Below are 26,288 nucleotides of genomic sequence, written 5' to 3' on the forward strand. Positions count from 1 at the left end.
GAGTTCGCCATGGCACTTCCAGACCTGAAGGCGCTGAGCCTGCTCAACCACGTCCCGCCGCGGCTGCTGTCCGCGGCGGAGCGCTATCTCAAGGCGGTTCCGGGCGTGAAGGGCCTGCTCAACCGGGAGACGGGCTCGCTGCTGTCCGAGTTGGAGAGCGGCCTCAAGCCCTACCGCGGGAAGATGCAGTCGTTCGACCACCTTCCGCCGACGGGGCGCCCGCGCGAGGACGTGCTGCGCGAGCTCCAGGCCCTGGAGTCGCAGGAGGAGTACCGTTGGCGCGAGGGCCGCGTGTCCGGCGGCGTGTACAACGGTGACGCGGAGCACATCGCGTTCCTCAACCGCGTCTATGCGCTGCATTCGCAGAGCAACCCGCTGCACGCCGACCTGTGGCCCAGCGCCACCAAGTTCGAGGCGGAGGTGGTGGCGATGACGGCCAGCATGCTCGGCGCGGACGTGGCGAACGCGGGGCAGCCGGAGGAGGCGCGCATCTGCGGGGCCATGTCGTCCGGTGGCACCGAGAGCATCATGCTGGCGATGAAGACGTACCGGGACTGGGCCCGGGACACCAAGGGCATCACCAGGCCGGAGATGGTGGCGCCCGCCAGCGCGCACCCGGCCTTCGACAAGGCGGCGCACTACTTCGGCATCAAGATGGTGCGGGTGCCGGTGGGCCCGGACTACCGCGCGGACGTGGCCGCCATGCGCAAGGCCATCAACCGCAACACCATTGTCCTCATCGGCTCGGCGCCCGGCTTTCCGCACGGTGTCATCGACCCCATCGAGGCGCTGTCCGAGATTGCGCGCAAGAAGCGCATCGGCTTCCACACCGACGCGTGCCTGGGCGGCTTCGTGCTGCCCTTCGCCATGAAGCTGGGCTACGACGTTCCGCCCTTCGACTTCCGCCTGCCGGGCGTGACGTCCATGTCCGTGGACACACACAAGTTCGGCTATGCGGCCAAGGGGTCCTCGGTGGTGTTGTACCGGGGCACGGAGCTGCGCTCGCACCAGTACTTCACGGCGACGGACTGGCCCGGTGGCATCTACTTCTCGCCCACCTTCTCCGGCAGCCGGCCGGGCGCGCTCATCGCCTCGGCGTGGGCCGCGTTGGTGAGCATGGGGGAGCAGGGTTACCTGGACGCCACCCGGCACATCCTGGAGACGGCGGCGGCCATCAAGAAGGGCATCCGCGACATCCCGGAGCTGCACGTGCTGGGTGACCCGCTGTTCGTCATCGCCTTCGGTTCGGAGTCCCTGGACATCTTCCAGGTGATGGAGCGGATCAGCGAGCACGGGTGGAACCTCAACGGCCTGCACAAGCCGTCCGCCGTCCACCTGTGCGTCACGCTGCGCCACACGCAGCCCGGCGTCGCGGAGCAGTTCCTGGTCGACCTGCGCGACGCCGTGGACTACGTGAAGTCCCACCCCAGCGCGAAGGGGACGATGGCGCCCGTGTACGGCATGGCGGCCTCCGTGCCCTTCCGCGGTCTGGTGAGCGACCTGCTCAAGAAGTACATGGACCTGCTCTACAAGGTCTGAACGAAGTCCGAATAGGGCTGGGCGGGATGGGAGATGGATGCTGGGCGCAGCCGCGAGAGCTGCGCCCATTGCTCCTGGGCGAAGCCATCGGGATTCAGTCGGACGGCTCCCTTGCTGCGAATGGTGACATTCAGAGCAAGGGCAGGCCGCCGTAACATGGGTGCCTGTTGCAGTGCCTCCAGTATCAGTGCGGCGGTCATCGGTTGTCCGTGTAGATAGCGCGTGCCCGGCATGAAGCGCTTTCGCTGCTCCCTCCACCAGGCCTCAATGGCCTCGTGGTCGGGGAATGGCAGTTCGTCCTCGGGCGCCGGGACGAGCGGGGCATCGTCCTCATCCCCCTCATTGTCTGGTGCCTCCCGACGGAAGGGTCCTTCCACGACCAGGCCCGTGATGGTGGAGATGGCTTCGGCCGCGAGGTGGGCCACCTTTGGATTTCGCAAGAAGGGGAGGCAGGCCTCGACGGCCGCCGGACTCCCGCTGGTTCCCAGTGCCCGGAGCACGTCCCCCTGGAGTTCGGGCGCACCCAGCGCCTTCGTCAGCATCTCGATGTCCTTGGGTTGGCCTCCCATCGCCACGAGGAGTGCAGTTCGCGCCATGGCCGGTGCGCGGGCATCGACGAAGTGCCTGCAGGCGCTCCATGCCGCCCGTCGGCCCAGCAACAGCCCCGCGACGAGCGCGGCGTCGCGGACGGACGCGTCGGGAGAGTCCAGGGGGCGCGCCATCGCCGCAGTGTCGAGTGGCGACAGCCAGCGGCCCACCGCGCGCAGAGCGGCGGCCTGGAGCCGGGGGACCTCGCTGGACAAGAACGGTTTCAGTTCGACACGGGGATGCGGCTGCCGGAGGCTCACGGCATCGAGCGCGGTGGCAAGTACGGACGCGGGGGCCGTGCCTTCCGTCAATATCTTCTCCAGCCGTGCCGTGAGGGCCTCGCCCCCTCCCAGTTCCAGCACGCGGCGGATGCAGGACTGTCGCTGCTCCGAAGCCTCGTCAAAGCCATCCAGCAGCGTGTCGAGATGCGCCGCCATCGAATCCGACAGCAACGTGAAGGCAGCGGTACAAAAGAGGCCGGCCTCCTCTTCTTCGAGCGCGGGTCGCAGCAGCCGCTCGATGGCGAGCGCTCCGCCCTCGCGCAGGCCTTCCACGTGCGCCAGCAATCGCTCCTCAGGCCCGTCGATGACCTCTCGCAGCACGTACCGATGCGAGCGTAGCGAACGTTCCCACTGTCCCCAGAGAAAGGCTGCTTCGTTGAGATGCTCTTCGAGGATGTCCCAGAGAATCATGGACACCTAGTTGACCTTCACCGAGGCGCCCTTGATGCGATTGGTGCCTGTGGCGTGGGTTTCGACCTGGACGCCCCGGATGACGACCTTCCCATTGCGCCGCAGCGTGATGGTGGCTTCGCCACACCGGAGCACGACCTCCTCTTTCCCCTCCAGGACGACTCGCCGGCCATCCACATGGGCATCCAAGGCGGATTCGGAGTCGGCTGCTCCCGAAAGCAATGCCTCGACCAAGGGCGCGGTGGACGCCGGTTGAAGCAACCCGATGAGCACCGGCCGCGACAGGTCATCCTGCTCGAAGAGCAGGACCGCCCCTGGCCTTCGCGCGGTGGCGTCCGCCAGGACCTTGGGGCTCATTGGGATGATGGTGCGCGCGCAAAGGGGACCCGCCGTATTTCCCTCGAAGTCCACCTGTGGATTGCCCGCTCCATCCACTCCCACGAGCCAGCCGACCCGTGGCCCCCGGGAGTCGACACGCGGTTCTTCCGCATCTCCTACGAACGGAACCGTTTCTCCATCCTTTGCGCGCATCGGCTTTTCTCCTGCCTTGGGGACTTGCCTCGCGACCGCTTGTCAGACGCCCGCGTAGCCTTCGGCGGGTTTGAACTGAAACCCTCGCATGCCTGACTTCTGGAGCACTTCCTTCACTGACTCGTGGACGATGAGGACGGACGGCTTCCCGAAAAGCCTGAACAGCTTCGCCCCCTGGATTTTCTGGGGGGCCAAATGCAGTTCCTTCAATTCGAAGATGGTGTTCTTGCCCAGGGGCTCCGCTGGGAATCCGGCCATGGGCGTGAAGACCGACGTCTGCCGGTCCATGCAGTCAATCAGGCCGACGATGTTGGCCGCCTGATGGCCGGACGTCTTCTTGCCTGACGACTCGTCGATGAACGTCAGCGGGTAGTAATCGACGTTGTCGATTCCGGCTGATGCCAGGGCCTCGCGGAAGCGAGGGGAAAAGACCAGGGTGGCGGGAGACGCGCTCATGTAGTCCACCATGTCCCCTTCGGCGCCCACGCGTTTTCGCGCGGTCAGAGGAGGCAGGGGCCCCAGCCTGGCGCCGCTCATGAACGACACCTTCTTCTTTTCGAATCCCGGAATGGGATCCAGGTACAGGCTCGCTGCGTTGTCTTCGGCGGGCCCATAGCGAATGACGTGGTACATCAGACTCCCTTCGAGGCTTTGCGTTGCGTGTTCTTGAGGATCTGCTGTCGCTGCTGCTCCATATAACGTTGCCGCCGATCCTCCAGGGTGCGAACCGCGCTGGTATAGACCGACAGCGAGTTCAAGTGCAGCCCCCAGAACTCCACGCCACTGGCTTGTTGCCGGATGCCCAGGATTTGAGTCTGGACGAACACCGAAGCTTGCTTCAACTGCTCTGCAAGGGCGAGCTGTAATGCGACATCTTCCTTGCCCTGGCAGACCTCCGCGTACGCGTTCTCGATGTCATCCAAGAGATCTGCGATGGGGGAGGTGTATGCGCCAGGATGGCTGCCGTTGTGCTGCTGCAGGAGGTGGAGCGCGACGTCCGCCTCGTCTTTGGGCAGGAGCATCCCGTTGGAAATACCGTTGATGTCCCATCCTGCGAGGACGGCGTTGTCCTTCAAGGTCGAGGTGCTGTCCAACTGCTCAACGGGTGTGGATCTGGCACTGAGCAGCGAGCGAGCTGACAGGCAAGGGGACCACCGGAGGCCTGATGGTCGGCAGCATGCGAGGCCACTGGTGAGTTGTGCCACTGGAGGACATCCAACGATGCCAAAGGTGACCATCGAAGTGCCGGAAGGATTCGAGGACAGCGTCAAGGCGCTGGAGGAGACGCTGAGGCGCGCCCACCGAGGGGTGGAGGGAGCGAGCAGAGGGGACCTGGCCGCGTTCGACGCCGCATGGCAGGAGTTGAATGCCGGAGCGGAACAAACGGAGCGGTTGATTCGACTGGGGAGCCTATGGTTCAGTTACCGCAGAAGCTGTGCTGGAAGATGGCACGGTTCTGACGGCTCGATTCAGAGACACTGGCGACAATCCAATGCGTATTCCCAAACGGGAAAGCACGTCATATATCGCGGACTCTTGGAAACTGGCGGCAGGGGTGGCGGACCTTCCTGACTCTTCAGATGAAGAGACCTTGAGCGGGGGCGCTGGTGATGGACATTCCGGCGATGGATTGACTCTCTATGAGGAGTATCGTGGCTTTGTTGCGAACGGGCAATGGGGGACCACGGATCCAGCCAAGGTTGAATTCCATGTTTACAATGGACTTCACCCCTACCCATCAATACTCACTCAAGTGACCGCAGGAATCCAGACATTCAAGAACGCGACTGGGCTCAATGTCCATTCCAACTACAGAGAGGCTGATTTTGAACAGGCATCAGACCCCTCTGATATCGACCCTTCCAAGCGCGTCATCAACTTCAATGCATTACACGAAGGTGGACGGCATCGCGTTGATCAGCACATCATCATGCTCATTCCGTCAATCAACCCATTGTCCGTCGTATCACAGGCACACCGTGGCCCCAGTAGCCCCGTCAACATTCCCATGATTGAGATCGGGCAGATGACCGACCCTGGGGACATCGCAGGCACCGTTGCGCATGAACTCGCACATAGCGCCAACGTCCCTCATCACGGGGGAAATGGCCACGATTTCGTCACCTGGATACCTCAACTCACTGACTATCTTGAAATCTCCACCGCAACTCCTGCGCCAGGAGTTCCTATTACTCTGCGAATGGAGGCGGACGGGAGTCTAGCTCCAATCCTGGCAAATCCATTGCAAATGCTACTACTCTCGATCGAAGTCACAGATCCAACGAAGGGTAGTCGATTCGGAGGAGACGAGAATTGCCTAATACGATATTACGGAGCAAACGCAGTGAAATGGAACAGCAAGCCGTCTGCGGAGCGATTTCTCATTCTTCCAAGAGAAACGCCGGGAACGCAGTTGTGTTCAGATGGCCTCGGCAAGACTTTCAATGCAACCGTGAGACCTGACTACTCCCCTCCAGAGAGCCGACCTTCGCGCCACGGACATGCTGCGCCCAATCGCGGCAACTGCATACACCGGGTCTGCATCAATGATGCTCACGCACACATTCCCCAGAACGCCCCATGATCCAAAACATCACAAAAACTGCCTTGTTTCTCATGTTGCTTGGACTTCATGGCGGACGTGCTCAGGCATCCATGCCAGGAGAACCGCAAGGAACACGCTCGCCTGAGACCAATCCAGAGCTTATTATCGAATTCAACACTGCACACCTTCGAAAGGGATGGCCGCTCGTCTTGTCGATCGGCTTGTTTCAGCCGCGAGCAGTCACGACAGAAGAACAAGTGCGTTCCGCAGGAGCTTTCGTCATTAATCCCCCTCGCGAGGGATGGGAAGAGCACCTGTCCATTGAAATTCTCTTTCGACAGAACCGGAAAAACGAACAGACGCACCTCCCACTTCAGAAAATAAGTATCCGCCCGCGCCAATTGACTTTGTCTTCCGACAAATCCAGCTTGCTCTTGCGCTACGTCTTGCCGCCAGAGGAAACGGCAAAACTGGCCACCGGCAAGTACTTTGTCAATGCCAAGCTGGACACAGCGCGCGTCGCGACTGGTGGATGGACAGGGACTCTTAACACATCCCAGGTGCTTTCCGTGGAAGAGCCGTCTTTAGACCAACCTGCAAACGAAGGCTGTCCTCGTGCACTGGCGAACTCCGACTACTTCGACGCGATAGGGAATCCTGAAAAGGCCCTCACGGTCCTGAATGAGTATTTACCAGCGGCTCAACCAGGAACGGCAGCAACGTGCTTGAATCGGCGGGCCATGCTTGCCGAAGCGTCAGGGGATCTGAAGTTGGCACGGGAGTACTATTGCAAGGCTTCTGCAGATTCTTGGGTGAACCTTCTCGCGATGGAGAAGTCGAGAAAGAAGGGGGAGCAGGCGCCGTTCTATGCTCGTTCCATTTTCAGTACAAATTGTGAGCGTCTGACCGATGTGACTGGCAAGACGCAGTAGACTTCAGTCGATGTAGAGAAGCGCGAAGTGGCGTGCCCGCGCCCTGCGCGGGCACGTCGTGCGCAGATTTGGTGGGATCGAGCAGTTGCTGACGCGGAGCCGGTGCGACTTCGTGCGGTTGTATACACGGATGGAGACTGGCCGCTTCCGGTGGATGACGGCGCTCAAAAGACACCCCGGATGCCACGCAGTTGGCGATGCCGCTGGACGGTATTGCTGGAGCCCAGGAGAGGGGCTAGGAGCGTGTCGGGGTAACGGGCAAGGAGCCGGATAATGGGCTCCTTGCAGCAGAGGTGGCGCTCCGCCCGTTTGGAACTGGCGGCACCGCCACTACGCGGCGAGCTGCGCCCGATGGAGTTTCAGGGTGTGGATCTGGCACTGAGCAGCGAGCGAGCTGACAGGCAAGGGGACCACCGGAGGCCTGATGGTCGGCAGCATGCGAGGCCACTGGTGGGTTGTGCCACTGGAGGACATCCAACGATGCCAAAGGTGACCATCGAAGTGCCGGAAGGATTCGAGGACAGCGTCAAGGCGCTGGAGGAGACGCTGAAGCGCGCCCACCGAGGGGTGGAGGGCGCGAGCAGAGGGGACCTGGCCGCGTTCGACGCCGCATGGCAGGAGGTGAATGCCGGAGCGGAACAAACGGAGCGGTTGATGAAGCGGAGGTTGCTTCGAGGGCTCGACCTCGACGCGGCGCGAGTCCTCATCGAAGGCCAGTCCTACGTGCGAGTCGGACGGTACCCGGCAACGTACAAGACGCGGCAAGGGCCCGTCGAAATAGAGAGAAGCCTCTACCGGCGGGTGGGCGAGCGCAATGGCCCCACGGTGGACACCGTCAGCGCCCAAGCCGGGTGCGTGGCTGACGGCTGGTTACCGGAGGCGGCGGTGCCCATGGCGTACCTGCTGGCGCGAGGCACTTCGCGGGAGGCAGAAGCGACGGCGCGTCAGGTGGGTGTGCTGCCGTATTGCCGAGCCTCCTTCGAGCGGGTGGGGCATGCGGTGGGAGCGCTGTATGGCGGCCAGCGGCCTCGGGTGGAGGCTGCGCTGGCCCGGGAGCTGAGAGTGCCCCGAGGCACTCGCGGCGTGAGCGTCAGCATGGACAGGGTGGCCGTGCCGATGGAGGAGCCGAAGCGGCGGCCAGTGGGCCACCCTCGCAAGGGCGCCCCCACGCGCCCGGTGGACGTCGTCTGGCGCATGGCCTACGCGGCCTGCCTCACCTTCCACGACGCCCACGGCGAAGCGCTGGGCACCCTGCGCTACGGGCGGATGCCGCGGGGCGAGGCCCGCGAGGTGGCCGAGCGCCTGGCCCGCGACGTCCAGGCCCTGGTTTCCAGACGGCGCGGCCTGTCCGTCGTCGTCCTCACCGATGGCGCTCCTGAGTTGCACGCCCTGCTGGACGAGGCGCTGGCCACCCACGCCCCCGCGGCCAAGAAGCCGGCGCGCTTGGTGGACTTCTGGCACCTGATGGAGAAGCTTGGGAGTGCGGCGCGCGTGGTGGCTGGGGAGGAGAAGGCCTCCGCGCTGCGTGAGAAGTGGAAGCTGTCCCTGCTCAACACGCCCGGAGCGTCGTGGACCATTGCCATGACGTTGCACGCCAGCGGCAAGCGGCATGTCGTCCTCGGTGACTGCCAGCCGGTGCACGAGGCCCTCACCTACCTGGAGAACCACGGCGAGCGAATGCACTATGCCGAGGCACGCGCACGGGGACTTCCCATTGGCAGCGGCAACGTGGAGGCCACCTGCAAGTCTCTCGTCTCCCTGCGCATGAAGCGCCCCGGCGCCCGCTGGAAGGAGGCGTCCGGCCAGCACATCCTGGACTTGCGCGCCCTGGTGCTCTCCGAACGGTGGGACGCAGCCATGCACCTCACGCTTGCACCGCAGAGGGCCGAGGTGCGGCGCGCAGCTTGATCAGGATGGGAGCTACACCCTGCTCAACAGGCAAGATGTGATGGGCCTCGACCCGATAGGGATGGGTCTCCGCCTTGAGCGTGATGGTGCCATCCTTGCGCTGGTCTAGGTACATCTTGCGAACGTTGGTCTCGCCATGACCTCCCTTGGCCCATGGCTCCAGGTTCTTCCCGTGCAGGGTATCCCGTAGCTTTTGGCCCTGGCGCGACACGTTCCCCGTTCCCTTTGGATTGTACTCCGAGTCGAGGTCCTTCTCGTGTCCCTCGCAGTTGGACCACTTGCACTTCTTCTTGTCCGGGGCCTTTTCCTCGTCGGCCTGCTTCGCGGCAATCCCGGTGGCACCATCGAACTGATTGGGCATGGTGAGCCTCAACCCATGATGTTCTTCTTGTTGTGGAAGAGGGGGGCACCCATGCGACACACGTTCTTGCCTTCGAACTTCACGTCGAAGGAATAGAGCATGAATTCCGCCTCGCCCTTGGTCGAGCCACTCACGACGCCCCCTGCGGAACCGGCTTCGTCGCCCGCGGTGAGGCTGTACTTCGCGCCCTTGACCATTGGCATTTTCCCCTCGACCACGACGGATTTGGGGCCCTTCGCCGTATCGCTGGACTTGCCAATTTTCGGGTAGGGAATGGGGACGGGCCCTGAGCCATCCCCTCATATGAAGCCGAGAGTTTCCTGGAAGACGGGGTGGCGGTGAAGGAGTTCGGCGAAGCGCTCGACGAGCGGAAGCAGTCGCTCCTCCCTCATCATGGGGATGGCCTGGTAATACATGCAGCCCTGACGGAAGAGTGAGTAGGTGCGCGTCTTGGCCGTGTTGGCCTTCAATCCCTTCTCCATGCCAAGGCTCTCTCCTGCGGCGCCCAGCAGTGTCAGCAGGACCTGAGCCAGTGCGCTCACCAGCAGCAGCCTGTCGCGCCGCTCGGGACTCTTCACGCGCACCGCGGACAGCCCCATGCCGAATCTCAAATCCTTGACGTCCCTGAACGTCTCCTCACACGAGAAGCGTCGGGAGTAGAGGTCCACCACCTGGCGCGCGCTGGCACTGCCCAGGCTGGTGGCCAGACACCACGGCTCCTTCATGCCCTTCTGGTGCACCAGCACCACCGCCGGCACCGGCATCCGCTCCGCCGTGACGTGCACATTCGTCAGCTTCTTCGCGTGCCCGCTGGTGGGCATCCACTCGACCGCCGGACACCGCGAGCCGCCGGCTACCTCCACCTGCACGTTCTTGCGAAAACGCACCACGTACTCGAAGCCCGCTTGCGCCAAGAGGGCGTACAGCCGCTGGTCCGCGAAGCCCCGGTCCGCCAGCACCGTCACCTTCACCCCGTCGGGCACGCACTCCTTGAGCCGCAGCAGCAGCTCATCCTCCGCCTGGGCCCGGTTGCCCGCCAGGGCGCTCTTCTGAAGCGTCAGCCACAACAAGGGCGTGGCGCGCCCATGCGAGGTGACGAGGCTGGCCACCAGGCTGGTGTGGTCATCGGCGTCGAAGTCCGTCCAGTCCAGCGCCACCAGCGCCTCGTCGCGCTCGGCCAGCACGTACGGCACCCATGCGGCCGCCAACTTCCACACGTCCACGGCTTCGTTGGACAGCAGCCGGTCCACCTGCTTGATGCCGTGCTTCTGCACGCCGCCCCGTGCCCATGCCAGCGCTTGGCCAATGGCGTGCACCGACAAGGAGGCCGCGTGCACCACGCCCAACGTCGCGTGCGACAGCGACAACACCCGCTTGGCGTGCAGGTCCTCCTCAAACAAGTTCGACAGGAACGTCCGCACCTGCTCTTCGTTGATGGCCACCTTGCGTACCAGCATGGCCTCTCCTTCTGCCTCCCACCACCCCACCTCGCACGGAGCCGGCTGGCAGGCGGCTGGTGAGCAGCTCGCTGAAATGAGGGGATCGCTCAGGGACGGGCCCGGAGGGCGTTGGCGTCTTGCATACGTCGGGGAAGACCGTGTTCATGCCTCCGCTTCCCTGATGCACCACGCCTCGGAAATTGACGAAGACCGAACTTGCCATTGGCGCTGCCCCTATGACGGCATGGGTTCACTGCTCACGAGGGTGGCGGCGCGCGGAGCAGTTTCTGAAGAACACCAAGCAAGGCATGGTCCGGGCAAGTGGCCTCTCTTCAGTCCGAGCGCCGCGAGTCCAACGAGGACCGGGCCAGTCGCCGCCCCGAGGTCTCCGAAGCAATCCGCGGGGTGCTCCATGCGCAGTTCCGGGTGCAGGACCTCTCGGTTGCGGATGAAGGCCACGCCCCATTCTTTTGCCCCGAAGCTCTCGCCGTTCAGGCTCGCGAACACGGTTCGAACCGGAAGGCCAGAGGCCCCCTCGACCGCAGCGCGGACTGCATCTGCCAGTCCATCGCCCAGGTATGGCTTTTCGCTATACCGATGTCCCTGTTCCTCTCCCAGGCCCGGAGATGACACATAGGCAATGGCCGTGGAGTTCGGGAGGGTTCTCTGCGAGGACAGCAAGAGAAACCCAGCGCCTTCGCCTGGCACGAAGCCATCCAAAACCTCCTCCGCATGAACCCGTCCCTCCTGGTCCAGCATACCGAGCACTCCGGCGTCCACATGGCTGTCGATGCCTCCAACCAGGACCGCGCGCGCCGTACGGGTCTGCAGCAAGGTGAGGGCGGGTGTCTGTGTGTGCAGGGTGTATGTTTTGTATTGGATGCTAATGTTTTGCTCTGCGGGACGGCGCCATCGGGCGCATGATGGTCATTCCTCCTGCGAGTCGGCAGAAAAGGTGAGCGTCTCGTGGACGGCCCGTGGTCTTACGGTGCCACGGGCCCCCGTCGTGCGTGGCACGACATGAGGCCTCATGAGGATGTTCGCACGGAGGTGCCGGATGGTGCCGAGCGAGCTGCACGGCACCATCGGCCGAAGTGTCTTCCGTCTGCTTAGCGCGACCGGCTGGCGATTTCCGCCAGCTCCGCGTCGGTCAGCACCAGGGGGTTGGCCTTCATGCTGCTGGCCCCCTTGGCCTTCGTCACCAGCGCGGGCACCTGGGCCTCCGTCAGCCCGTAGCGGCCCAGTCCCGGCACGCCCAGCGCCGCGCGCAGTTCGTCTACCCACGCGACGGCGTCCTCGGCCCGGGCATCGGCCCTTCCCGTCAGCAGCACCGCCAGCTCCTGCACCCGGGGCAGTGACGGATGCGTTGGCGCACGGGCCCGCAGCGCGCGCAGGTTGACGTCCAGCACCGCGGGCAGCAGTGCCGCGCACACCGCGCCGTGGGGCGCGTCGAACATGCCACCCACGGGCGCGGCGAAGCCGTGCACCGCGCCCAGGCCGGCATTGGCCAGACACAGGCCGCCGAAGAGACTGGCCAGGGCCAGGTCCTCGCGCGCGGGCGCATCCGCGCCGTCCAGCACCGCGCGCCGCAGCGAGCGGGCCGACCTTCGCAGTCCCTCGCGCGCCAGCGCGTCCGTCAGTGGGTTGGCGCGCGCGGAGAGGAAGGGCTCGATGAGCTGCGACAGCGCATCCATGCCACTGGACGCCAGCACCGCGGCGGGAGCCCCGGAGAGCAGGTCCGGGTCCACCAGCGCCACGCGCGGCAACATGTGCGGACTGCGCAGGCTGGCCTTCACCTTCGCGTCCTTCGAGCCAAGCACCGCGTTGCGCGTCACCTCGGAGCCGGTGCCGGCCGTGGTGGGGATGGCCATGAAGGGCAGGGACGGGCGGGTGAGCGGCTGGCCCCGGCCAATGACTTCCAGGTAGTCCAGCGGGTCGCCCCCATTGGCGGCGAGCGCGGCAATGGCCTTGCCCGCGTCCAGCGCGCTGCCTCCGCCCAGGGCCACCACCGCGTCACAGCCCGCTTCCGCGATGCGCGCGGTGCCTTCGCGGGCTCGCTCCACCGTGGGCTCGCCGTCCACGGAAAAGACAGTCACCCCCAGTCCCAGACGCTCCAACGCGTCCTGGAGGGGCCGTGCGCGTGTGGGATTGGCGCCGGTGACGAGCAGCACCCGGGAGCCCCCGAGGCCGCGAATGGCCTCTGGCGCTTCGGCCAGGCGGCCCGGGCCGAAGAGGACGCGGGTGGCGGTGGCGAACTCGAACGAGGAAGAGGCGCTCACGTCCGTCACCACCCGGCGTCGTCGGGGAAGCGGTTGGCGAACTTCCGACTGGTGCGGGGCTCCGCCATCATCGGCGCCACGGTGTCGCGCCAGGTGAGGTAGTGCGCCGTCTCCTTGTGCGCGGCGGGGGCCTGGGGCGTCCGGTACGCCTCCACCAGCACGAAGCGCGTGGGGTCCTCGGCGTCCTGCATGACGTCGAAGCGGGCAATGCCAGGCTCCTTCACGCTTTCGCGCGCATTGGCGAGCGTGGCCTGGTGGAAGGCGTCCACGTGCTCCGGCTTGACGTGGACCTGGACGTGAACGACGAGGAGGCTGTGGGACATGCCCCGGAAACTACTCCGGGCCGGGGCCGCGTGGGGATGCGGCCTCCGGCCCGGGAGGGGGCAGGGGTGTTGGCTGCCCGTCAGTGGCTACGGGGCCTTGAGGACCGTCGTCGGGCTGATGACGTCTTCCAGCTTGCGGGCCATGGTCCACCCGTCGTGGTAGACGATGCCCACGGGGCTGACGGTGTCATTCCGGTACAGGCCGACCTTCAGGTAGTTGAGCTGGCCCTTGTACTGGGTGGCGATGAAGCGCTTGGGCATCACGACCTTGCCGTCGAGGTACAGCTCCACGAAGCCCACCTTCGAGTCCGGCGACCACTTCACGTGGAAGATGAAGTCCAGCCAACGGCCGCGAACCAGCGGCGTGCGCCAGACGATGGTGCCCGGGTTGCCGCCGATGTTGAGGCGAATCTCCTCGCCGTAGACGTAGAACTCCACCGGCGGCGAACCCGAGTTGCCCTCGTGGTGCCACTGGGTGAAGAGCTGCCACGTCTTCGCGCTGGGGAAGCTCGAGTCGAACATGGTGCTGAAGCGGTAGTAGTACTCGGAGCCCGTGGCCTCGCGCGTCATGCGCACCAGCTCGTTGCGGTTGCCGCTCGCGTTGATGGGGTCGTCGCCCTTGCGAACCGTGGCCTTGAGGGCGTAGCGGCCCTGCCGCGCGGGCGAGCTCACCAGCGCCAATCGGTCCGCGCTCACCATCTGCGTGCTGCTCCACTGCGAGCGGCTGTTGGTCTCGAAGTCACCGACCCACACCACGCTGGCGCCGTTGCCCGGCTGGGGCTGCTCCGGGTCGGGGTTCGGCTCCGGGGTGGGGTCGGTGGGCGGCACCGTCGACGACGTGGACGAGCAGGCACGCGCCTCGGCGATGCTGGCCCACTCATTCAGGTTGTTGCCCTGGAACGTGACGCGGACGCGCCGCGTATTGATGGTGGAGAAGCTGTACGTCTCCGCGGCGGTCGTCTTGCCGCTGCTCTTGCCCGAATAGACCTGTGTATAGGTATAGCCATCCGGTGAGACTGAGACGGAGAAATCATTCGCGCGGGTGTTGCCCTCATGCCACGCGACGGAGACGCCGGAAACCTTTTGGATGGAGCCCAAATCGTAGTCAATCCAGGAGCCCTTGCCGAGGCGGCTCCACCGGGTGCCCAGATTGGAATCCATGGTATTGGCCGGAACGTTTCCGTCATGGCCGTTGGAAATCACCGACCGGGCCGTCAGCTGGGTGCAGCCCGTCGTGGTCAGCGCCGCGGCACTGACCGCCTGGCTGTCGAGGGCATCGAATTCAATGGGGGACGCGTCGGATTCAGGGGAGACATCTTCCGGGGCGCCACAGCCCGTGCCGCTCATACCGAGCAGCGTTCCAACCAGCAGGAGGGTCTTCTTCATGGGGGCTCTCTGGGAACTAAAGACAGACGAAGGGTGAGTCCGCGCCGTGGGGGACGGGCGGGGTGCTTGGCTTTGCTAGGTGGGCTTCTCCAAGGTCACGGCGAGTGATTGCCGTGTCGAACGCTCAACGAGCATCCGCCAAAAGTATTTCGTATTCAACACGCGATTTCGTGCCTGCTTGCTCTCCAGGCGCCGGCCGGGGCGTACCTTGTTGCTGTTTCATCTGGCGTGATTGGAATTGTTTGTCATTGCGCGATGCGGGCACTGGAAACGCGCTGGGCGTGAGGCTTTCGATGCACTGCGGGCCTGGGTGGGCGCCGGAGTGCACTGCGACGCGAGTCGGGGGTGTGCGGTGGGGAGCGAACAGTCCCACCCCCCTGGCGGCCGGAGGCGCGAGGTGCGTGCCGGCGCTACAACACCCCGGGTCGTACTGGCGACGCGAAGGACCGGCGCTCGACTCACACAGCGTCATCCTTCAGGGAGGTGGCCATGAACCCGGCTTCGGGCTCGTGCGTTGCGTGTGGGGCGCGTTTCCTGGGAGGCGTACTGGCGTGTCCGCGGAGCGCGGCGGGGGTGCCCCGGGACGCGCCGGTCCGCCGATGGGCGCCAGGGTTGTGCCACCCGCCGCTGGTGGGCCGCGTCGCCGTGCTGAAGCGGCTGATGGGGCTGGCGGAGGACGTGCGGCGCGGGTTGGGACGGGCGGTGTGGTTGATGGGTGAAGCGGGGATGGGCAAGACGCGCGTCAAGGACGCCTTCGTGGAGCGCCTGGCCTCGGATGGCTTCGAAATCTGGGAAGGCAGTGGCCTGGAGTTGCCGGGCGCACCCGCGGGCATCTTCCGGGAGCTGCTGGACGCCACGCGGGCGCTCAGCCCTCCCGCCGGGACGGGCCGCGTGTCCAGCGCGGACGCGGAGCGAATCCAGCGCTTCCTGGAAGGCCGCGAGCGCCAGGGCATTCCGGCGAGCCTCGCCTCCGAGCGCACCGCCCTCTTCGACTCCCTGTGCCACGCGCTGATGCCCCACCGCCGTCCGCGCCTGCTGGTGCTGGAGGACTGGCAGCATGGGGACGCGCTCAGCCATGCGCTGGTGGAGGAGCTGGTGTCGCGGCTGTCGCACACGCCGTTGCTGTTGCTGGCGCTCCAACGCCCCAGCGGCACGGCGCCAGCGCCTCTCTCGGCGGAAGTCCTGACGGTGGGGCGGCTGGGGCCCGCCGAGTCCGCGGCGCTGCTGGAGGGCCGGTTGCGGAACCGGGGGACACTGACGCCCGCGGCCCGGGAGGCGCTGCTGCGCGGCAGTGCCGGACACCCGCTGCACCTGCTGCACGCGGTGACCCTGCACGAGGAGCAGCCGGAGCGGGAGGTGCCACTCACGGGCGAGGCGGCACATGCGGCGCGGCAGGCCTTGCTGCCCCCGGCACAGCGGGACGTGCTGCGGGCGGCGTCGGTGCTGGGCCCGTCGTTTCCCCGGGCGGTGTTGGTGGCGTTGGCGGGTGGGGTGGGGCCGCTGGCGCTGCTGGAGACGGGGGGCTGGCTGTGCTCCGTCGCGGGAGGCCGGTACACGTGGGCGGTGGAGCCCGCCCCGGGCGTCGACGAGCTGCCGGAGGCGGAGTTGCCCGCGGCACACCGGCGGGCCGCGGAAGCCTATGAGGCCCTTCCGGAGCCGCTGCGTCAACGCGCCTGTATGGAGTTGACGCGGCAGTGGCTGTCAGCGGAGGAGTCCTCCCGGGCACTGCCTTATCTGGTATCACTGGCGGGCTGGAACCTGGCGGCATTGGAGCCGGGGCCCGCCATGGCTGTGTATCGCTTCGCGTTGGGACTGGCGAACGCGCTCAAACCAGACGCGGCGCTGGAGTGGCGGCGGAGGCTCTGGGAATACATGGGCGACGCGCACCGGCTGGCGGGCGAGCCCGCGGAAGCGGACGCCGCGTGGCACACGGCGCGGACGCTGGATGATGAGGGATTGGCGTCTCCCTCGGGGGACCGGGCCCGGCGTCTGTTCAAGCGGGCGTCGGTGGTGCTCGCGCTCGGCAGGTACGAGGAGGTGCTGGGGCTCGACAGGGAGGGGCGCCGGGACTGTCTGTCCGCGGCGCCGCTGATGTCCGTGTCGCTGGATGCGCTGTCCGCGCTGGCGCTGTCCGCGCTGGGCCGGTTCGAGGAGGCGCGCGCGAGGATTGTCCTGGCCCGTGAGCAGTTGCAGGAGGCAGCCCAGGAAGACGGCCCCGCGCGGGCGGGTGTGGAGGCGCTGCTCCACCGGGCCCTGGGCGGCGTGCAGCTCGGGCTGGGATTCCCGGAGGCCGCGGCGTCCGAGTACGCCCAGGTCCTGCGCTGGAGCGAGCGCGCGGGGGACACGTGGGAGCACTCCACCGCGTTGCTGAACCTGGGCGACGCGTATTCGCGGGCGGGAGACAGGGAGCGCGCGGCGCACTTCTTCCAGCTCGCGCTGGAGCTGGATTCACGCACGGGAGACCGCCGGGGCATGGCCTACACGCACCATGGACTGGCACTGCTGCACACGCGCGCGGGCGCGCCTGAGCTGGCGAAGGAAGACGCACTGAGAGGGCTTCAGCTGGCATCCATGCTGGAGGACCGGCGCCTCCAGTCGTTGCTCCGGTGCGTGCTGGGGCGGGCCCAGTTGCAACTGGGCGAGCTGGAGGAGGCCGGACGTCAGCTCCAGCTCGCGGCGAGAGATGCCTCCGCCGCGGGAGCCCGCTTGGAGCTGCTTCAGGCGGAGGCGTGCCTGCGGGTGCTGGAGGCGCGGCGCTGAGTGTCCGGGGCCGGTGGGCCCGCGTGGAAGCGCTTGGGGCACGAGATGCACTCCTCGCTACCCACAGGGCCGCGAGGCATGAAATTGTTCATGCGTGATTGAAATCGAGACCATCGATGCATTCGAGCGGCACCTCGCGGCGGGCGTCGGGTTCGCCAACGTCATCATCCAAGGGCTGGACCTGCGGCGGTACACCCAGGAGCTGGCCTCCGCCGAACTCGCGGGCGCCGTCTTCCTGGGCTGTGAGCTGGAGAAGGATGCGCTGAAGGCCACCGTGGAGCACGGGGCCATGGTGTTCCCGCCCATCTCCGGCGTGCCCTATCAGCCCTACCGTGGCGCGCTGTACACGCCGGAGGAGCTGTACGCGGGCTTCGACCCGGCTCAGCCGGAGTCCTACGCGGACACACCGGATGCGCGCATCTATGCGCACTGGGCGGCGAACGGGCGCGGCAGTCCTCCCACGCTGCTGGAGACGCTGGCGCAGCGGCTCCACGACCACTCGGTCACGGAGGCCATGCAAGGATTGCTGTACCGGTCCGGGAGCGTGCGCAAGGTGGTGGCCATCATGGGCGGCCACTCCATGAAGCGCGGCCAGCCGGACTATCGCGCGGTGGCTTCCCTGGCGCGCGAGCTGGCGCGCCGTGGCTTCTTCATGGTCAGCGGCGGTGGTCCAGGCGCAATGGAGGCCACACACGTGGGCGCGTGGTTCGCGCGGCGTACGGAGGCGGAGCTGGACGCGGGACTGGCCATGCTCGCGCAGGCGCCCAGCTACACCGACCGCGAGTGGCTCTCGCGCGCCTTCGACGTGCGCCGGGCCTTTCCCCTGGGCGAGGACGACCAGCCGTACTGCGCCAGCCTGGGCATCCCCACGTGGCACTACGGGCACGAACCGCCCAACCCCTTCGCCACGCACATCGCGAAGTACTTCGCCAACAGCGTGCGGGAAGACGGTCTGCTGACCATCGCCAAGGGCGGCATCGTCTACTCACCCGGCAGCGCGGGCACCATCCAGGAGGTGTTCCAGGACGCGTGCCAGAACCACTACAACTCGCTGGGCGTCATCAGCCCCATGATCTTCCTGGGCACCGAGTTCTGGACGCGCACCCGGCCCGTGTACCCGCTGCTGCACCAACTGGCGCAGGGCTACGACTATGCGCGCTACCTCATGCTCACGGATTCGCAGGAGGAGGTCGTCCGGGCGCTGGAGGCGTATGACCGCGAGGCGCACCCGTCTCCCTGAACGCCCGCTGTTTCGCCGGGAATCTCCGAGTCTCCCGCCTTCCAACGGGCAGGCATGAGGGTAGGGGCCCGGCGAATCCGACAGGATGCGCTCGCCCCACTGCGTTGTCGCTGTTCGACGCAGCCGGGGCGGCGTATCCTCGTAGCCTCGGGAAGGAGTGCTCGGATGCGGCCCCGGGCCGTCTTCTTCGACTTGGATGACACGTTGATTGACCGCGCGGGCGCCTTCACGCGCTACGTGGACACGCTCGTTTCCCGTTACTTGTCGTTGCTCCCCGAGGCTCGGCGTGCCGAAGCCGTGGTCTGGATGCACGAGGTGGATGGGCGTGGCGGCGCGTCCCGGAGCGCGTTCTGTCAGCAGGTGACGAAGGCGTACCCATGCCTGGGCCTCACGCCAGACGCGCTCTGGGAGGACATGGCGTCGCGCCTGCCTCTGCTCGTCCAGGAGGACGCGGGCGTCTGTGATTGGGTGGCCTCCGTGGCCCGTTGCCGGCCGGTGGCGGTGGTGTCCAATGGCTCGGCGCGGGTGCAGCGCACGAAGCTGGCCCGCGCGGGGCTCGCGGAGGTGCTGCCGGATGTCTTCCTCTCCGGTGAGGTAGGCGCTTCGAAGCCGGATGCCCGCATCTTCGAGGCCGCGCTGGCCCACGTCGGACGTTCGCCGGAAGAGGTGCTGCACGTGGGAGACGACCCGGAGCGGGACGTCGTGGGCGCCGCGCGGCTGGGAATGGCCACTTGCTGGGTGTCTCACGGCCGGCCGTGGCCCTCCGCGCTGCCGCCGCCCATGTTCACGGTGGAGTGCATCCCTTCGCGCCTCGACGACATCGCCGGAGTGCTCAAGCGATGGACATGAACGCGGTGGTCGGCACGCACGACCTGCTCTTCATCACCCTGGACACCCTGCGCTTCGACGTCGCCGAGGCGCTCGCGGCCCAGGGGCGCACGCCGAACCTCTCCGCGCTGCTGCCTGGAGGCCAGTGGGAGCAGCGGCACTCTCCCGCGAGCTTCACGTACGCTGCGCACCACGCCTTCTTCGCGGGCTTCCTGCCCACGCCCGCGACGCCGGGTCTACATCCCCGGTTGTTCTCGATGCGCTTCGAGGGCAGCGAGACGACGGCCTCGGACACCTGCGTGCTGGACGCGCCGGACCTCGTCACGGGGCTGGCGGGCCGCGGGTACCACACCGTCTGCATTGGCGGCGTGGGCTTCTTCAACAAGCGCAATCCGCTGGGCAACGTGCTCCCCGGGCTCTTCGCGGAGAGCCACTGGAGCTCCGAGTTGGGCGTGACGGACGCTCGGTCCACCGAGCACCAGGTGGCGCTGGCCGTCCAGCGGCTGGAGGCGCTGCCGCGTGAGCAGCGCGTCTTCCTCTTCATCAACGTGTCGGCGCTGCATCAGCCGAACCGGCATTATGTGCCCGGCGCCACCCAGGACTCGCGCGAGTCGCACGCCGCGGCATTGGCGTACGTGGACTCGCAGCTCCCGCCGTTGTTCGCCGCCCTGCGGCGCCGGGGGCCCGCCTTCTGCATCGTCTGCTCGGACCATGGCACCACCTACGGCGAGGACGGCTTCACCGGCCATCGCCTGGCCCACCCCGTGGTGTGGACGGTGCCCTACGCTGAATTCCTGCTACCTTGAGAAACCGCACCATGACGCGTCTGGAGCAGATGCTCGAAGGGTCGCCCTACGTGGCGTACCTCTACGGCTACCCGCACAAGACGGCCTACCGGCCCTTCACGCCCGCGCTCCCGCTGGAGTCCGTCTGGGCGGAGGAGCGGCGGGACGCGCTGTTCCTCTACATCCACGTGCCCTTCTGCGAGATGCGCTGCGGCTTCTGCAACCTCTTCACCGCCGCCGGGCCGAAGCAGGACGTGGTGGACGGGTACCTGGGCGCGCTGGTGCGCGAGACGAAGCGGGTGAAGGAGGCGCTGGGGACGGCGAGCTTCGCCCGGGCCGCCATTGGCGGCGGCACGCCGACGCTGCTGGACGTGGCGGGGTTGAACACCGTGTTCGACATGGCCGAAGGCGTCATGGGCGCGGACATGAAGAACATCCCCGTGTCCGTGGAGGTGTCGCCGGAGACGGTGGACGCGCAGAAGCTCCAGGTGTTGCGCTCGCGCGGCACGGACCGGGTGAGCATGGGCATCCAGAGTTTCATCGAGGCGGAAGTGGCCGCGGTGAAGCGGCCCCAGAAGACGGCGCAGGTGGAGGCCGCGCTGGACCTCATCCGCTCCACGGGCTTCCCCACGCTGAACCTGGACCTCATCTACGGCATGGAGGGGCAGACGGCGGAGAGCTTCCTCTACTCGCTGCGCACGGCGCTCCGTTACTCGCCGAGGAGATTTATCTCTACCCGCTCTACGTCCGGCCGCTGACCTTCCTGGGCAAGAAGGCGCGGGCCTGGGACGACCTGCGCCTTTCGCTCTATCGCGTGGGCCGCGACTTCCTCCTGTCGGAGGGCTACACGCAGGTCTCCATGCGGATGTTCCGCGCGAGCCATGCGCCGGACGCGGGTGGTCCGGTGTATCGCTGCCAGGAGGACGGCATGGTGGGGCTGGGCTGCGGGGCGCGCTCGTACACGGGCCGGGTGCATTACTCGTCCGAGTACGCGGTGGGCTCTCGCGAGGTGCGCTCCATCATCTCATCGTACATCGCGCGGACCGAGGCGTCGTTCGGTGAGGTGGGCTACGGCTTCCGTCTGGACTCCGAGGAGCGGCGCCGCCGTTACATGCTGTTGTCTCTGCTGGCGGACGGCGTGGACCTCGCCGTGTACCGGCAGCGCTTCTGCACCGATGCGCTGGAGGACTTCCCGGAGCTGGAGGAGCTGGAGGCGCACGGACTGGCGCGGAAGAACAGTGGGGTGGTGCAGCTCACCGCGGCGGGCGTGGAGCGCTCCGACCTGATTGGCCCCTGGCTGCACTCCGACCAGGTGCAGGCGATGATGAAGGAGTACGCCTGGCGATGAAGCTCACCGTGCTCTATCGGGGCCCGCTGTCCAGCTGCAACTATGGTTGCGAGTACTGCCCCTTCGGCAAGTGGAAGCACACCGACGAGGAGCTGGCCAAGGACCGCGCGGACCTGGAGCGATTCGTCGCGTGGGTGGAGGCGCGTACGCAGGACACGGTGTCGGTGTTCTTCACGCCGTGGGGCGAGGCGCTCATCTGGCCCTGGTATCAAGAGGCGCTGGCGCGCCTGTCCCACCTGCCGCACGTGGAGCGGTTGGCCATCCAGACGAACCTGTCCTGCAAGCTGGACTGGGTGGCCCAGGCGCGCGCGGACAAGCTGGGCATCTGGGCCACGTACCATCCGGAGTGGACCAAGCGGCACCGCTTCGTGGCCCAGTGCGCGAAGCTGACCGAGCTGGGCGTGCGGCACAGCGTGGGCGTCGTGGGCTTCCTGCGCTTCACGGAGGAGGCCGAGACGCTCCGTGCCGAGCTGCCCGCGGACACCTACCTGTGGATCAACGCGGTGAAGGACGGGCAGGAGGAGCCGTATACGGCGGAGGATGTGGCGCGCTTCACGCGCTTGGACCCGCTCTTCCCGGTGAACAACACGCGCCACCCGAGCCTGGGCCGCGCATGCCGGGGCGGGGAGTCCGTCATCTCCGTGGACGGCGAGGGCACTGCGCGGCGGTGTCACTTCATCGAGGAGGCGATTGGCAACATCTACGCGCCGGACTTCGACTCCGCGCTGAGACCCCGGCCCTGCGCGAAGCAGACCTGTGGTTGTCATATCGGGTACGTGCACCTGGAGTACCTGGAGCTGGACCGGGTCTTCGGCTCCGGCATCCTGGAGCGCGTCCCGGCCACGCCCCTGTGGAAGTCGCTGGAGCGATTCCCGGCAGCGTGAGGTGCGAACGTCACGGAAGCTGACGCACGGCTTCTTGAATCTCCCACTCGTAGACGGTGAGCCCGTCGCGGCGGAGGTTGGGGAGCAGGTCCCCGAAGGCATTGGCTTCCAGCACGCGGTGCCCGGTGAAGTGCTCCTCGTACATGAGGTCGATGCCCACGTGTAGGCAGTCATGGGCCCGCGCCACTGTGCGGCAGCTCTCCATGGCATCCGCGAGCTCGTTCCGTGGCACCGCCGCGTGGAAGTCGTCCAAGTCGCCCCGCCATCCGCCCAGGTGCAGGTTGGTGATGGGCCGCATGCTCTGCCGCACCACCGTGAAGGCCGGTTCGCCTCGGACCATCAGCACCCGGCAGTCGAAGTAATCGCCGCCCAGCCGCGCCTTGGGAATCGAGCGCTCCACCTGTGAGCCCTCACCCAGCAGATACGTGAGGATTTCATCCACCTGCTCGGGGTTCTCGACGCGGCGAACCTTCAGCGAGTTGTACCAACCCGTCTTCGCCACCTCGATGGTGGTGGTCAGCGTGTCCACCGAGCGCCCTCGCCGGTAGATGGCGAGACACGACGCGGAGGAGCCACACGACACCTTCACGAACACCTCGCGGCAGTCCTCCGCCTCCATCCGTTCGCGGAGTGATTCCACGTCCGTGACACCGTCCAGCGGCTCGGGAACCGGCACGCCCAGGGCGGCGTAGCGGCGGGAGGTGATGCGCTTGTCGAAGAGGTCCGCGATGGCGGAGGGCTTCTGGAGGATGCGCCAGCGGGGATGCGCCGCGAAGCTGGACTCCAGCTCCGCCAGGACTCGCAGGAAGCCCAGGTGGTGTTGCCGGGGGCTGAGAATCCGGCCGTGGTCCACGGGCAGGCGGTCCACCTGCTCTGGCGTCAGGACGGAACAGCCATGGCCCACTGCGTCCGCGTAGCCCCGCTTGAGCAGGGCTTTCTCCACGTCCCAGTTTTCGCCCGTGGAATCGATGCGGACGAACGCCTCCGAGTCCGGCAGGTCCGCCAGGAGCCCCGGCGACGCCAGCAGCTCACGCCAGGGGACGACGTGCGCCGGGGGAAGCCTCTGTCTGGCGAGGGCCTCCTGGAACAACGTGACGCGCCGGTTCTCCGGGTTGCCGATGAGGATGAACGGAGGCGCGCCCATGATGCCGGACTACTCGCTTACCGCGACGTAGCGGCCGCCTTCGTCATCGTCGTAGATGTCGCGTTGGTTCCCCGTCGCCACGTCCGGGCACAAGGAGGCCAGCAGCTTCACTCCTTTGCGCGTGAGCTGGTTCTGCGACACGTCCAGCTTCTTGAGGTGCTTGAACGCCGCCGCGTTCGCCACCAGGACCGCCGCGTCGGAGTCCATCAGCGTGCCCTTCGACAAGTCCAGTGACTCCAACTGCTTCAGCACCTTGGCCTTCGGCAGCACGGTCGCGAGCTCGTCGGAGAAAGCCGCGTTGCACAGTCCCAGATGCTTCAGGTTCGGCAGCCCCGTGGCATCGAGGATGGACTGGATGTCGCTCGGGCGGCACCGTCCGCCGTACTCCTCGCTGCCGAACCAGACTTCCAACTGCTCCAGCTTCGGCCACTTCGCACTGGCGATGGACTGCACCGCGGGCCGAGGAAGGCCGCCCGACTCCATCGTGAAGCGACGCAGCTCCGGCAGCTCCACCGGCCCCAGACGCACGTCTCCGCCACGCAGCCTCAAGGTGGTGAGGTGGGGCAGGGCCTTGAGCAGGGGCGCGAGGTTCCCCAGCTTGACCCAGGAGATCTCCGACTCGTCCGGGAAGACGAAGTCACCGATGAACAGCCGCTGAAGCGTCTTTGGCGCCAGCTTGGTGATGACCTTGATGAGGTCGCCGTACTCGTTGTCACCGTCGTTGTCCGGCAGGCCGAGCGTCAGCTCCTGGAGGAACCGCGCGGAGGGGCTGCGCAGCAGCATCGTCAGTGTCTCGACGACGTCGAAGTCGGCGTCCGAATCGTACCCCGGCGCCGCGACGCGCGCGCCACGGATGAAGCCCAGGTGCCACTCCAGTGTCAGGGCCTTCTCGCCGAGCATCGACGTGAGGCCCACGCCCAGCAGTGCTCCCTGGTGCTTCTTGTACAGGGCCGCGACCTTCCGCTTGAGGCTGGTGGCCTCCGCGCCCTGGGCCTGTCGCTGCGCGTGCTGGAGGGCAATCAGCTCGCCGCGCGGGTCGCCCTGGCCCTGGAGCCAGTCGGCGTAGACGAGGTAGCCGTCGTCAGAATCCGGAGCCTGGAGGATGGCGGCCTCCAGCTCCGGGTTCGACTTGGCCGCGGGCGCCGTGTCCTTCGGCTTGATGCGCGTGTACCCCTTCTTCGTCTTCTCCAGGACCTGCTTCTGGTACGCCTGCAGCGCTTCATACGCCTGCTTGAACTTCTGGGTCTTCTCCTGGCCCTCCGTGCCGATGCGGCCCCAGCGGGTGGTGACGACGGTGTCCTTCCGTTCGATTTCCCAGAACTTGCTCGAAGTGCCTTCCGTGTACTCGAAGCGCGGCATGGTTTGACCCCCTGGAGTGCGCTGCGACGCTACTCGCCCACCGCGGAGTAGCGGTACTCCTCTTCGTAGTCGCGCTGGTTGCCCACGTTGGCGTGGGGAATCGCCTTGGGCAGCAGCGACTGGCCTTCGTCCGTCAGCGTGTTCTCCGTGACGTCGAGCTGCTTGAGGTGGGCGAAGGCCGCCGCCTTGTCCGCCAAGGCGCGCGCGCCCTCGTCGGACAGGGTGCCCATGGAGATGTCCAGCGTCTCCAACTGCGGGAGCACCTTCGCGGTGGGCAGCGCCTGGGCGAGCGCGTCCGTGAACTCGGAGTTGCGCAGGCCCAACTGCTTGAGGTTCGGCAGGCCCTTGCCGTCGAGGATGGGCTGGATGTCCTCCACGCCGCCCTCCGCGCCGTAGTTGTCGCTGCCGAACCACACCTCCAGGCGCTCCAGCTTCGGCCACTTCGCGTTGGCGATGGACTTGACGGCCGCCAGCGGCAGGCCGCCCGTCTCCACCGTGAACTCGCGCAGCTCGGGCAGGTCGATGGCGCCCAGCTCCAACTCACCGCCGCGCAGCCGCAGCTTGCGCAGGTCGGGCAGCACCTTGAGCAGGGCGGAGATGTCGGTCAGGTGCGTCCAGGAAATCTCGGTGTCGTCCGGGTACTCGAAGTCACCGATGAAGAGCTCCTGAATCGTCTTCGAGCCCCCGGCCTCGACGAGCGCCTGGACGGTCTCACCGTATTCGTTCTCACCGTCGAAGCTCGCCATGCCGATGGTGAGGCCGCGGATGAAGCGCGCCGAGGGGTGCTTGAGCAGCGTCCCGGCCGTCTCCGGGACGTTGAAGTCAGAGTCGTATTCCTTCTGGCCCACGCGCGCGGAGCGGATGAATCCCAGGTGCCACTCCAGGGACAGCTCCTCCGACTTCACCCCTGCGGCCAGTTCGCCGAGCAGCAGCGTCTGGTACTTCTTGATGTGCGCGGTGGCTTTGCGCTTCAGGTCGCTGGCCTCCGTGCCGCTGGCCTGGGAGGCCGCGTGCTGGATGGCGATGAGCTCGCCGCGCGGGTCGCCTTGGCCCTGGAGCCAGTCGCTGTAGACGAGGTACGCGTCCACGTTGTCCGGGTCCTTGAGGATGGCGGCCTCCAGCTCCGGGTTGGAGGCGGGCTCTTCACCGCCACCGCCTTCGGAGTCGTCGTCATCTCCCTTGCCGGCCAGGACGTAGCCCTTCTTCTCCTTCTCGCGGACGAGCTTGTCGTGCTCCTTCTGGGCCTCGTCGGGAGAGCCGAAGGTCTGGGTCTTCTCCTGGCCGTCGGTGCCGATGCGGCCCCATCGCGCGGTGAAGCTGTTGCCGGAGAGGTTGATTTCCCAGAACTTGCTGGAGCTGCCTTCCTTGAACTCGTACCGCGGCATGGCCCGTCCTTCGTCCGTTGCGCCGGGTGGGG

The 26,288-nt window shown here is 66.6% G+C and carries 22 protein-coding genes and 1 pseudogene; 10 read left to right on the forward strand and 13 right to left on the reverse strand.

The features are described 5' to 3' along the window. The first annotated feature begins 9 nt into the window (after positions 1-9). On the forward strand, positions 10-1,539 hold the full coding sequence (locus tag OZ403_RS14650) for a pyridoxal phosphate-dependent decarboxylase family protein (RefSeq protein WP_268784454.1): 1,530 nt from the start codon (positions 10-12) through the stop codon (positions 1,537-1,539). Here the strand turns inward: OZ403_RS14650 and OZ403_RS14655 are convergent. Genes OZ403_RS14655 through OZ403_RS14670 form a run of 4 tightly spaced genes read right to left on the reverse strand, consistent with a single transcriptional unit; the run spans position 1,527 to position 4,426 of the window. Further along, on the reverse strand, positions 1,527-2,819 hold the full coding sequence (locus tag OZ403_RS14655; RefSeq protein WP_268784455.1) for a TIGR02270 family protein: 1,293 nt from the start codon (positions 2,817-2,819) through the stop codon (positions 1,527-1,529). The genes OZ403_RS14650 and OZ403_RS14655 overlap by 13 nt on opposite strands. 6 nt (positions 2,820-2,825) lie before the next feature. Then, positions 2,826-3,350 (reverse strand): DUF6484 domain-containing protein, encoded by a 525-nt coding sequence (locus OZ403_RS14660; RefSeq protein ID WP_442929777.1) that lies wholly within the window; start codon positions 3,348-3,350, stop codon positions 2,826-2,828. A 42-nt stretch (positions 3,351-3,392) separates the two neighbouring features. Beyond that, entirely contained in the window at positions 3,393-3,983 is a 591-nt protein-coding gene (locus OZ403_RS14665) for an imm11 family protein (RefSeq protein ID WP_268784456.1), read from the reverse strand. Further along, entirely contained in the window at positions 3,983-4,426 is a 444-nt protein-coding gene (locus OZ403_RS14670) for an AHH domain-containing protein (RefSeq protein ID WP_161604881.1), read from the reverse strand. The genes OZ403_RS14665 and OZ403_RS14670 overlap by 1 nt, the downstream gene beginning before the upstream one ends. 359 nt (positions 4,427-4,785) lie before the next feature. Here OZ403_RS14670 and OZ403_RS14675 point away from each other — a divergent pair, with 359 nt between their 5' ends. From OZ403_RS14675 to OZ403_RS14685, 3 genes are all read left to right on the forward strand, one after another. Continuing rightward, positions 4,786-5,934 (forward strand): hypothetical protein, encoded by a 1,149-nt coding sequence (locus tag OZ403_RS14675; RefSeq protein ID WP_268784457.1) that lies wholly within the window; start codon positions 4,786-4,788, stop codon positions 5,932-5,934. Further along, on the forward strand, positions 5,931-6,827 hold the full coding sequence (locus OZ403_RS14680; protein WP_268784458.1) for a hypothetical protein: 897 nt from the start codon (positions 5,931-5,933) through the stop codon (positions 6,825-6,827). Before OZ403_RS14675 ends, OZ403_RS14680 begins: the two co-directional genes overlap by 4 nt. 480 nt (positions 6,828-7,307) lie before the next feature. After that, positions 7,308-8,735, forward strand: coding sequence for an ISKra4 family transposase (locus OZ403_RS14685; RefSeq protein WP_268784459.1), 1,428 nt, complete (start codon positions 7,308-7,310; stop codon positions 8,733-8,735). Here the strand turns inward: OZ403_RS14685 and OZ403_RS14690 are convergent. The 6 genes from OZ403_RS14690 to OZ403_RS14715 form a co-directional block, all read right to left on the reverse strand. Beyond that, positions 8,692-9,096, reverse strand: a complete 405-nt coding sequence (locus tag OZ403_RS14690) for a hypothetical protein (RefSeq protein WP_140874616.1) — start codon at positions 9,094-9,096, stop codon at positions 8,692-8,694. The two genes, OZ403_RS14685 and OZ403_RS14690, sit on opposite strands and share 44 nt — an antisense overlap. 8 nt (positions 9,097-9,104) lie before the next feature. After that, the gene (locus OZ403_RS14695) at positions 9,105-9,371 is read right to left on the reverse strand and encodes a DUF4150 domain-containing protein (protein WP_442929811.1); all 267 of its coding nucleotides are present in this window, start codon (positions 9,369-9,371) and stop codon (positions 9,105-9,107) included. A 24-nt stretch (positions 9,372-9,395) separates the two neighbouring features. After that, entirely contained in the window at positions 9,396-10,553 is a 1,158-nt protein-coding gene (locus OZ403_RS14700; RefSeq protein ID WP_268784460.1) for an IS4 family transposase, read from the reverse strand. Between the two features lie 1,091 nt (positions 10,554-11,644). Further along, on the reverse strand, positions 11,645-12,826 hold the full coding sequence (locus OZ403_RS14705; protein ID WP_268784461.1) for an iron-containing alcohol dehydrogenase: 1,182 nt from the start codon (positions 12,824-12,826) through the stop codon (positions 11,645-11,647). Then, positions 12,820-13,137, reverse strand: a complete 318-nt coding sequence (locus OZ403_RS14710; protein ID WP_140790471.1) for an antibiotic biosynthesis monooxygenase — start codon at positions 13,135-13,137, stop codon at positions 12,820-12,822. Before OZ403_RS14710 ends, OZ403_RS14705 begins: the two co-directional genes overlap by 7 nt. Positions 13,138-13,224: 87 nt before the next feature. Then, entirely contained in the window at positions 13,225-14,523 is a 1,299-nt protein-coding gene (locus OZ403_RS14715) for a heparin lyase I family protein (protein ID WP_268784462.1), read from the reverse strand. Between the two features lie 489 nt (positions 14,524-15,012). Here OZ403_RS14715 and OZ403_RS14720 point away from each other — a divergent pair, with 489 nt between their 5' ends. From OZ403_RS14720 to OZ403_RS14750, 6 genes and pseudogenes are all read left to right on the forward strand, one after another. After that, positions 15,013-17,283, forward strand: a complete 2,271-nt coding sequence (locus OZ403_RS14720; RefSeq protein ID WP_268784463.1) for an ATP-binding protein — start codon at positions 15,013-15,015, stop codon at positions 17,281-17,283. 94 nt (positions 17,284-17,377) lie between these two features. After that, the gene (locus OZ403_RS14725; RefSeq protein WP_268784464.1) at positions 17,378-18,523 is read left to right on the forward strand and encodes an LOG family protein; all 1,146 of its coding nucleotides are present in this window, start codon (positions 17,378-17,380) and stop codon (positions 18,521-18,523) included. A gap of 165 nt (positions 18,524-18,688) precedes the next feature. Beyond that, positions 18,689-19,372 (forward strand): HAD family hydrolase, encoded by a 684-nt coding sequence (locus tag OZ403_RS14730; RefSeq protein ID WP_140790478.1) that lies wholly within the window; start codon positions 18,689-18,691, stop codon positions 19,370-19,372. Beyond that, positions 19,363-20,157 carry an STM4013/SEN3800 family hydrolase gene (locus tag OZ403_RS14735; protein ID WP_174258773.1) on the forward strand — a complete coding sequence of 265 codons (795 nt, stop codon included), beginning with the start codon at positions 19,363-19,365 and terminating at the stop codon, positions 20,155-20,157. The genes OZ403_RS14730 and OZ403_RS14735 overlap by 10 nt, the downstream gene beginning before the upstream one ends. 11 nt (positions 20,158-20,168) lie before the next feature. Further along, positions 20,169-21,484 (forward strand): annotated as a pseudogene (locus OZ403_RS39465) (STM4012 family radical SAM protein). After that, positions 21,481-22,368, forward strand: coding sequence for an STM4011 family radical SAM protein (locus tag OZ403_RS14750; RefSeq protein WP_140854231.1), 888 nt, complete (start codon positions 21,481-21,483; stop codon positions 22,366-22,368). The pseudogene OZ403_RS39465 and the gene OZ403_RS14750 overlap by 4 nt, the downstream one beginning before the upstream one ends. A gap of 10 nt (positions 22,369-22,378) precedes the next feature. Here OZ403_RS14750 and OZ403_RS14755 read toward each other — a convergent pair whose 3' ends face one another. From OZ403_RS14755 to OZ403_RS14765, 3 genes are read right to left on the reverse strand one after another with little or no spacing between them, the layout of a single operon-like run. Further along, entirely contained in the window at positions 22,379-23,512 is a 1,134-nt protein-coding gene (locus OZ403_RS14755) for an STM4014 family protein (protein WP_268784467.1), read from the reverse strand. Between the two features lie 9 nt (positions 23,513-23,521). After that, the gene (locus OZ403_RS14760; RefSeq protein ID WP_268784468.1) at positions 23,522-24,871 is read right to left on the reverse strand and encodes a WGR domain-containing protein; all 1,350 of its coding nucleotides are present in this window, start codon (positions 24,869-24,871) and stop codon (positions 23,522-23,524) included. Positions 24,872-24,900: 29 nt separating this feature from the next. Next, positions 24,901-26,256: a WGR domain-containing protein gene (locus tag OZ403_RS14765; RefSeq protein WP_140790490.1), complete on the reverse strand. Its 1,356-nt coding sequence runs from the start codon at positions 26,254-26,256 to the stop codon at positions 24,901-24,903. Positions 26,257-26,288: the final 32 nt, after the last annotated feature.

This window comes from Myxococcus sp. NMCA1 (assembly GCF_026810205.1).
Taxonomy (GTDB): Bacteria; Myxococcota; Myxococcia; order Myxococcales; family Myxococcaceae; genus Myxococcus; species Myxococcus xanthus_A.

Excerpts from the sequence above, each read along its gene's own strand:
- OZ403_RS14650 (WP_268784454.1), top strand. The coding sequence starts at position 10 with ATGGCACTTCCAGACCTGAAGGCGCTGAGCCTGCTCAACCACGTCCCG.
- OZ403_RS14655 (WP_268784455.1), bottom strand. The coding sequence starts at position 2,819 with ATGATTCTCTGGGACATCCTCGAAGAGCATCTCAACGAAGCAGCCTTT.
- OZ403_RS14660 (WP_442929777.1), bottom strand. The coding sequence starts at position 3,350 with ATGCGCGCAAAGGATGGAGAAACGGTTCCGTTCGTAGGAGATGCGGAA.
- OZ403_RS14665 (WP_268784456.1), bottom strand. The coding sequence starts at position 3,983 with ATGTACCACGTCATTCGCTATGGGCCCGCCGAAGACAACGCAGCGAGC.
- OZ403_RS14680 (WP_268784458.1), top strand. The coding sequence starts at position 5,931 with ATGATCCAAAACATCACAAAAACTGCCTTGTTTCTCATGTTGCTTGGA.
- OZ403_RS14685 (WP_268784459.1), top strand. The coding sequence starts at position 7,308 with ATGCCAAAGGTGACCATCGAAGTGCCGGAAGGATTCGAGGACAGCGTC.
- OZ403_RS14690 (WP_140874616.1), bottom strand. The coding sequence starts at position 9,096 with ATGCCCAATCAGTTCGATGGTGCCACCGGGATTGCCGCGAAGCAGGCC.
- OZ403_RS14700 (WP_268784460.1), bottom strand. The coding sequence starts at position 10,553 with ATGCTGGTACGCAAGGTGGCCATCAACGAAGAGCAGGTGCGGACGTTC.
- OZ403_RS14710 (WP_140790471.1), bottom strand. The coding sequence starts at position 13,137 with ATGTCCCACAGCCTCCTCGTCGTTCACGTCCAGGTCCACGTCAAGCCG.
- OZ403_RS14715 (WP_268784462.1), bottom strand. The coding sequence starts at position 14,523 with ATGAAGAAGACCCTCCTGCTGGTTGGAACGCTGCTCGGTATGAGCGGC.
- OZ403_RS14720 (WP_268784463.1), top strand. The coding sequence starts at position 15,013 with ATGAACCCGGCTTCGGGCTCGTGCGTTGCGTGTGGGGCGCGTTTCCTG.
- OZ403_RS14730 (WP_140790478.1), top strand. The coding sequence starts at position 18,689 with ATGCGGCCCCGGGCCGTCTTCTTCGACTTGGATGACACGTTGATTGAC.
- OZ403_RS14735 (WP_174258773.1), top strand. The coding sequence starts at position 19,363 with ATGGACATGAACGCGGTGGTCGGCACGCACGACCTGCTCTTCATCACC.
- OZ403_RS14750 (WP_140854231.1), top strand. The coding sequence starts at position 21,481 with ATGAAGCTCACCGTGCTCTATCGGGGCCCGCTGTCCAGCTGCAACTAT.
- OZ403_RS14755 (WP_268784467.1), bottom strand. The coding sequence starts at position 23,512 with ATGGGCGCGCCTCCGTTCATCCTCATCGGCAACCCGGAGAACCGGCGC.
- OZ403_RS14760 (WP_268784468.1), bottom strand. The coding sequence starts at position 24,871 with ATGCCGCGCTTCGAGTACACGGAAGGCACTTCGAGCAAGTTCTGGGAA.
- OZ403_RS14765 (WP_140790490.1), bottom strand. The coding sequence starts at position 26,256 with ATGCCGCGGTACGAGTTCAAGGAAGGCAGCTCCAGCAAGTTCTGGGAA.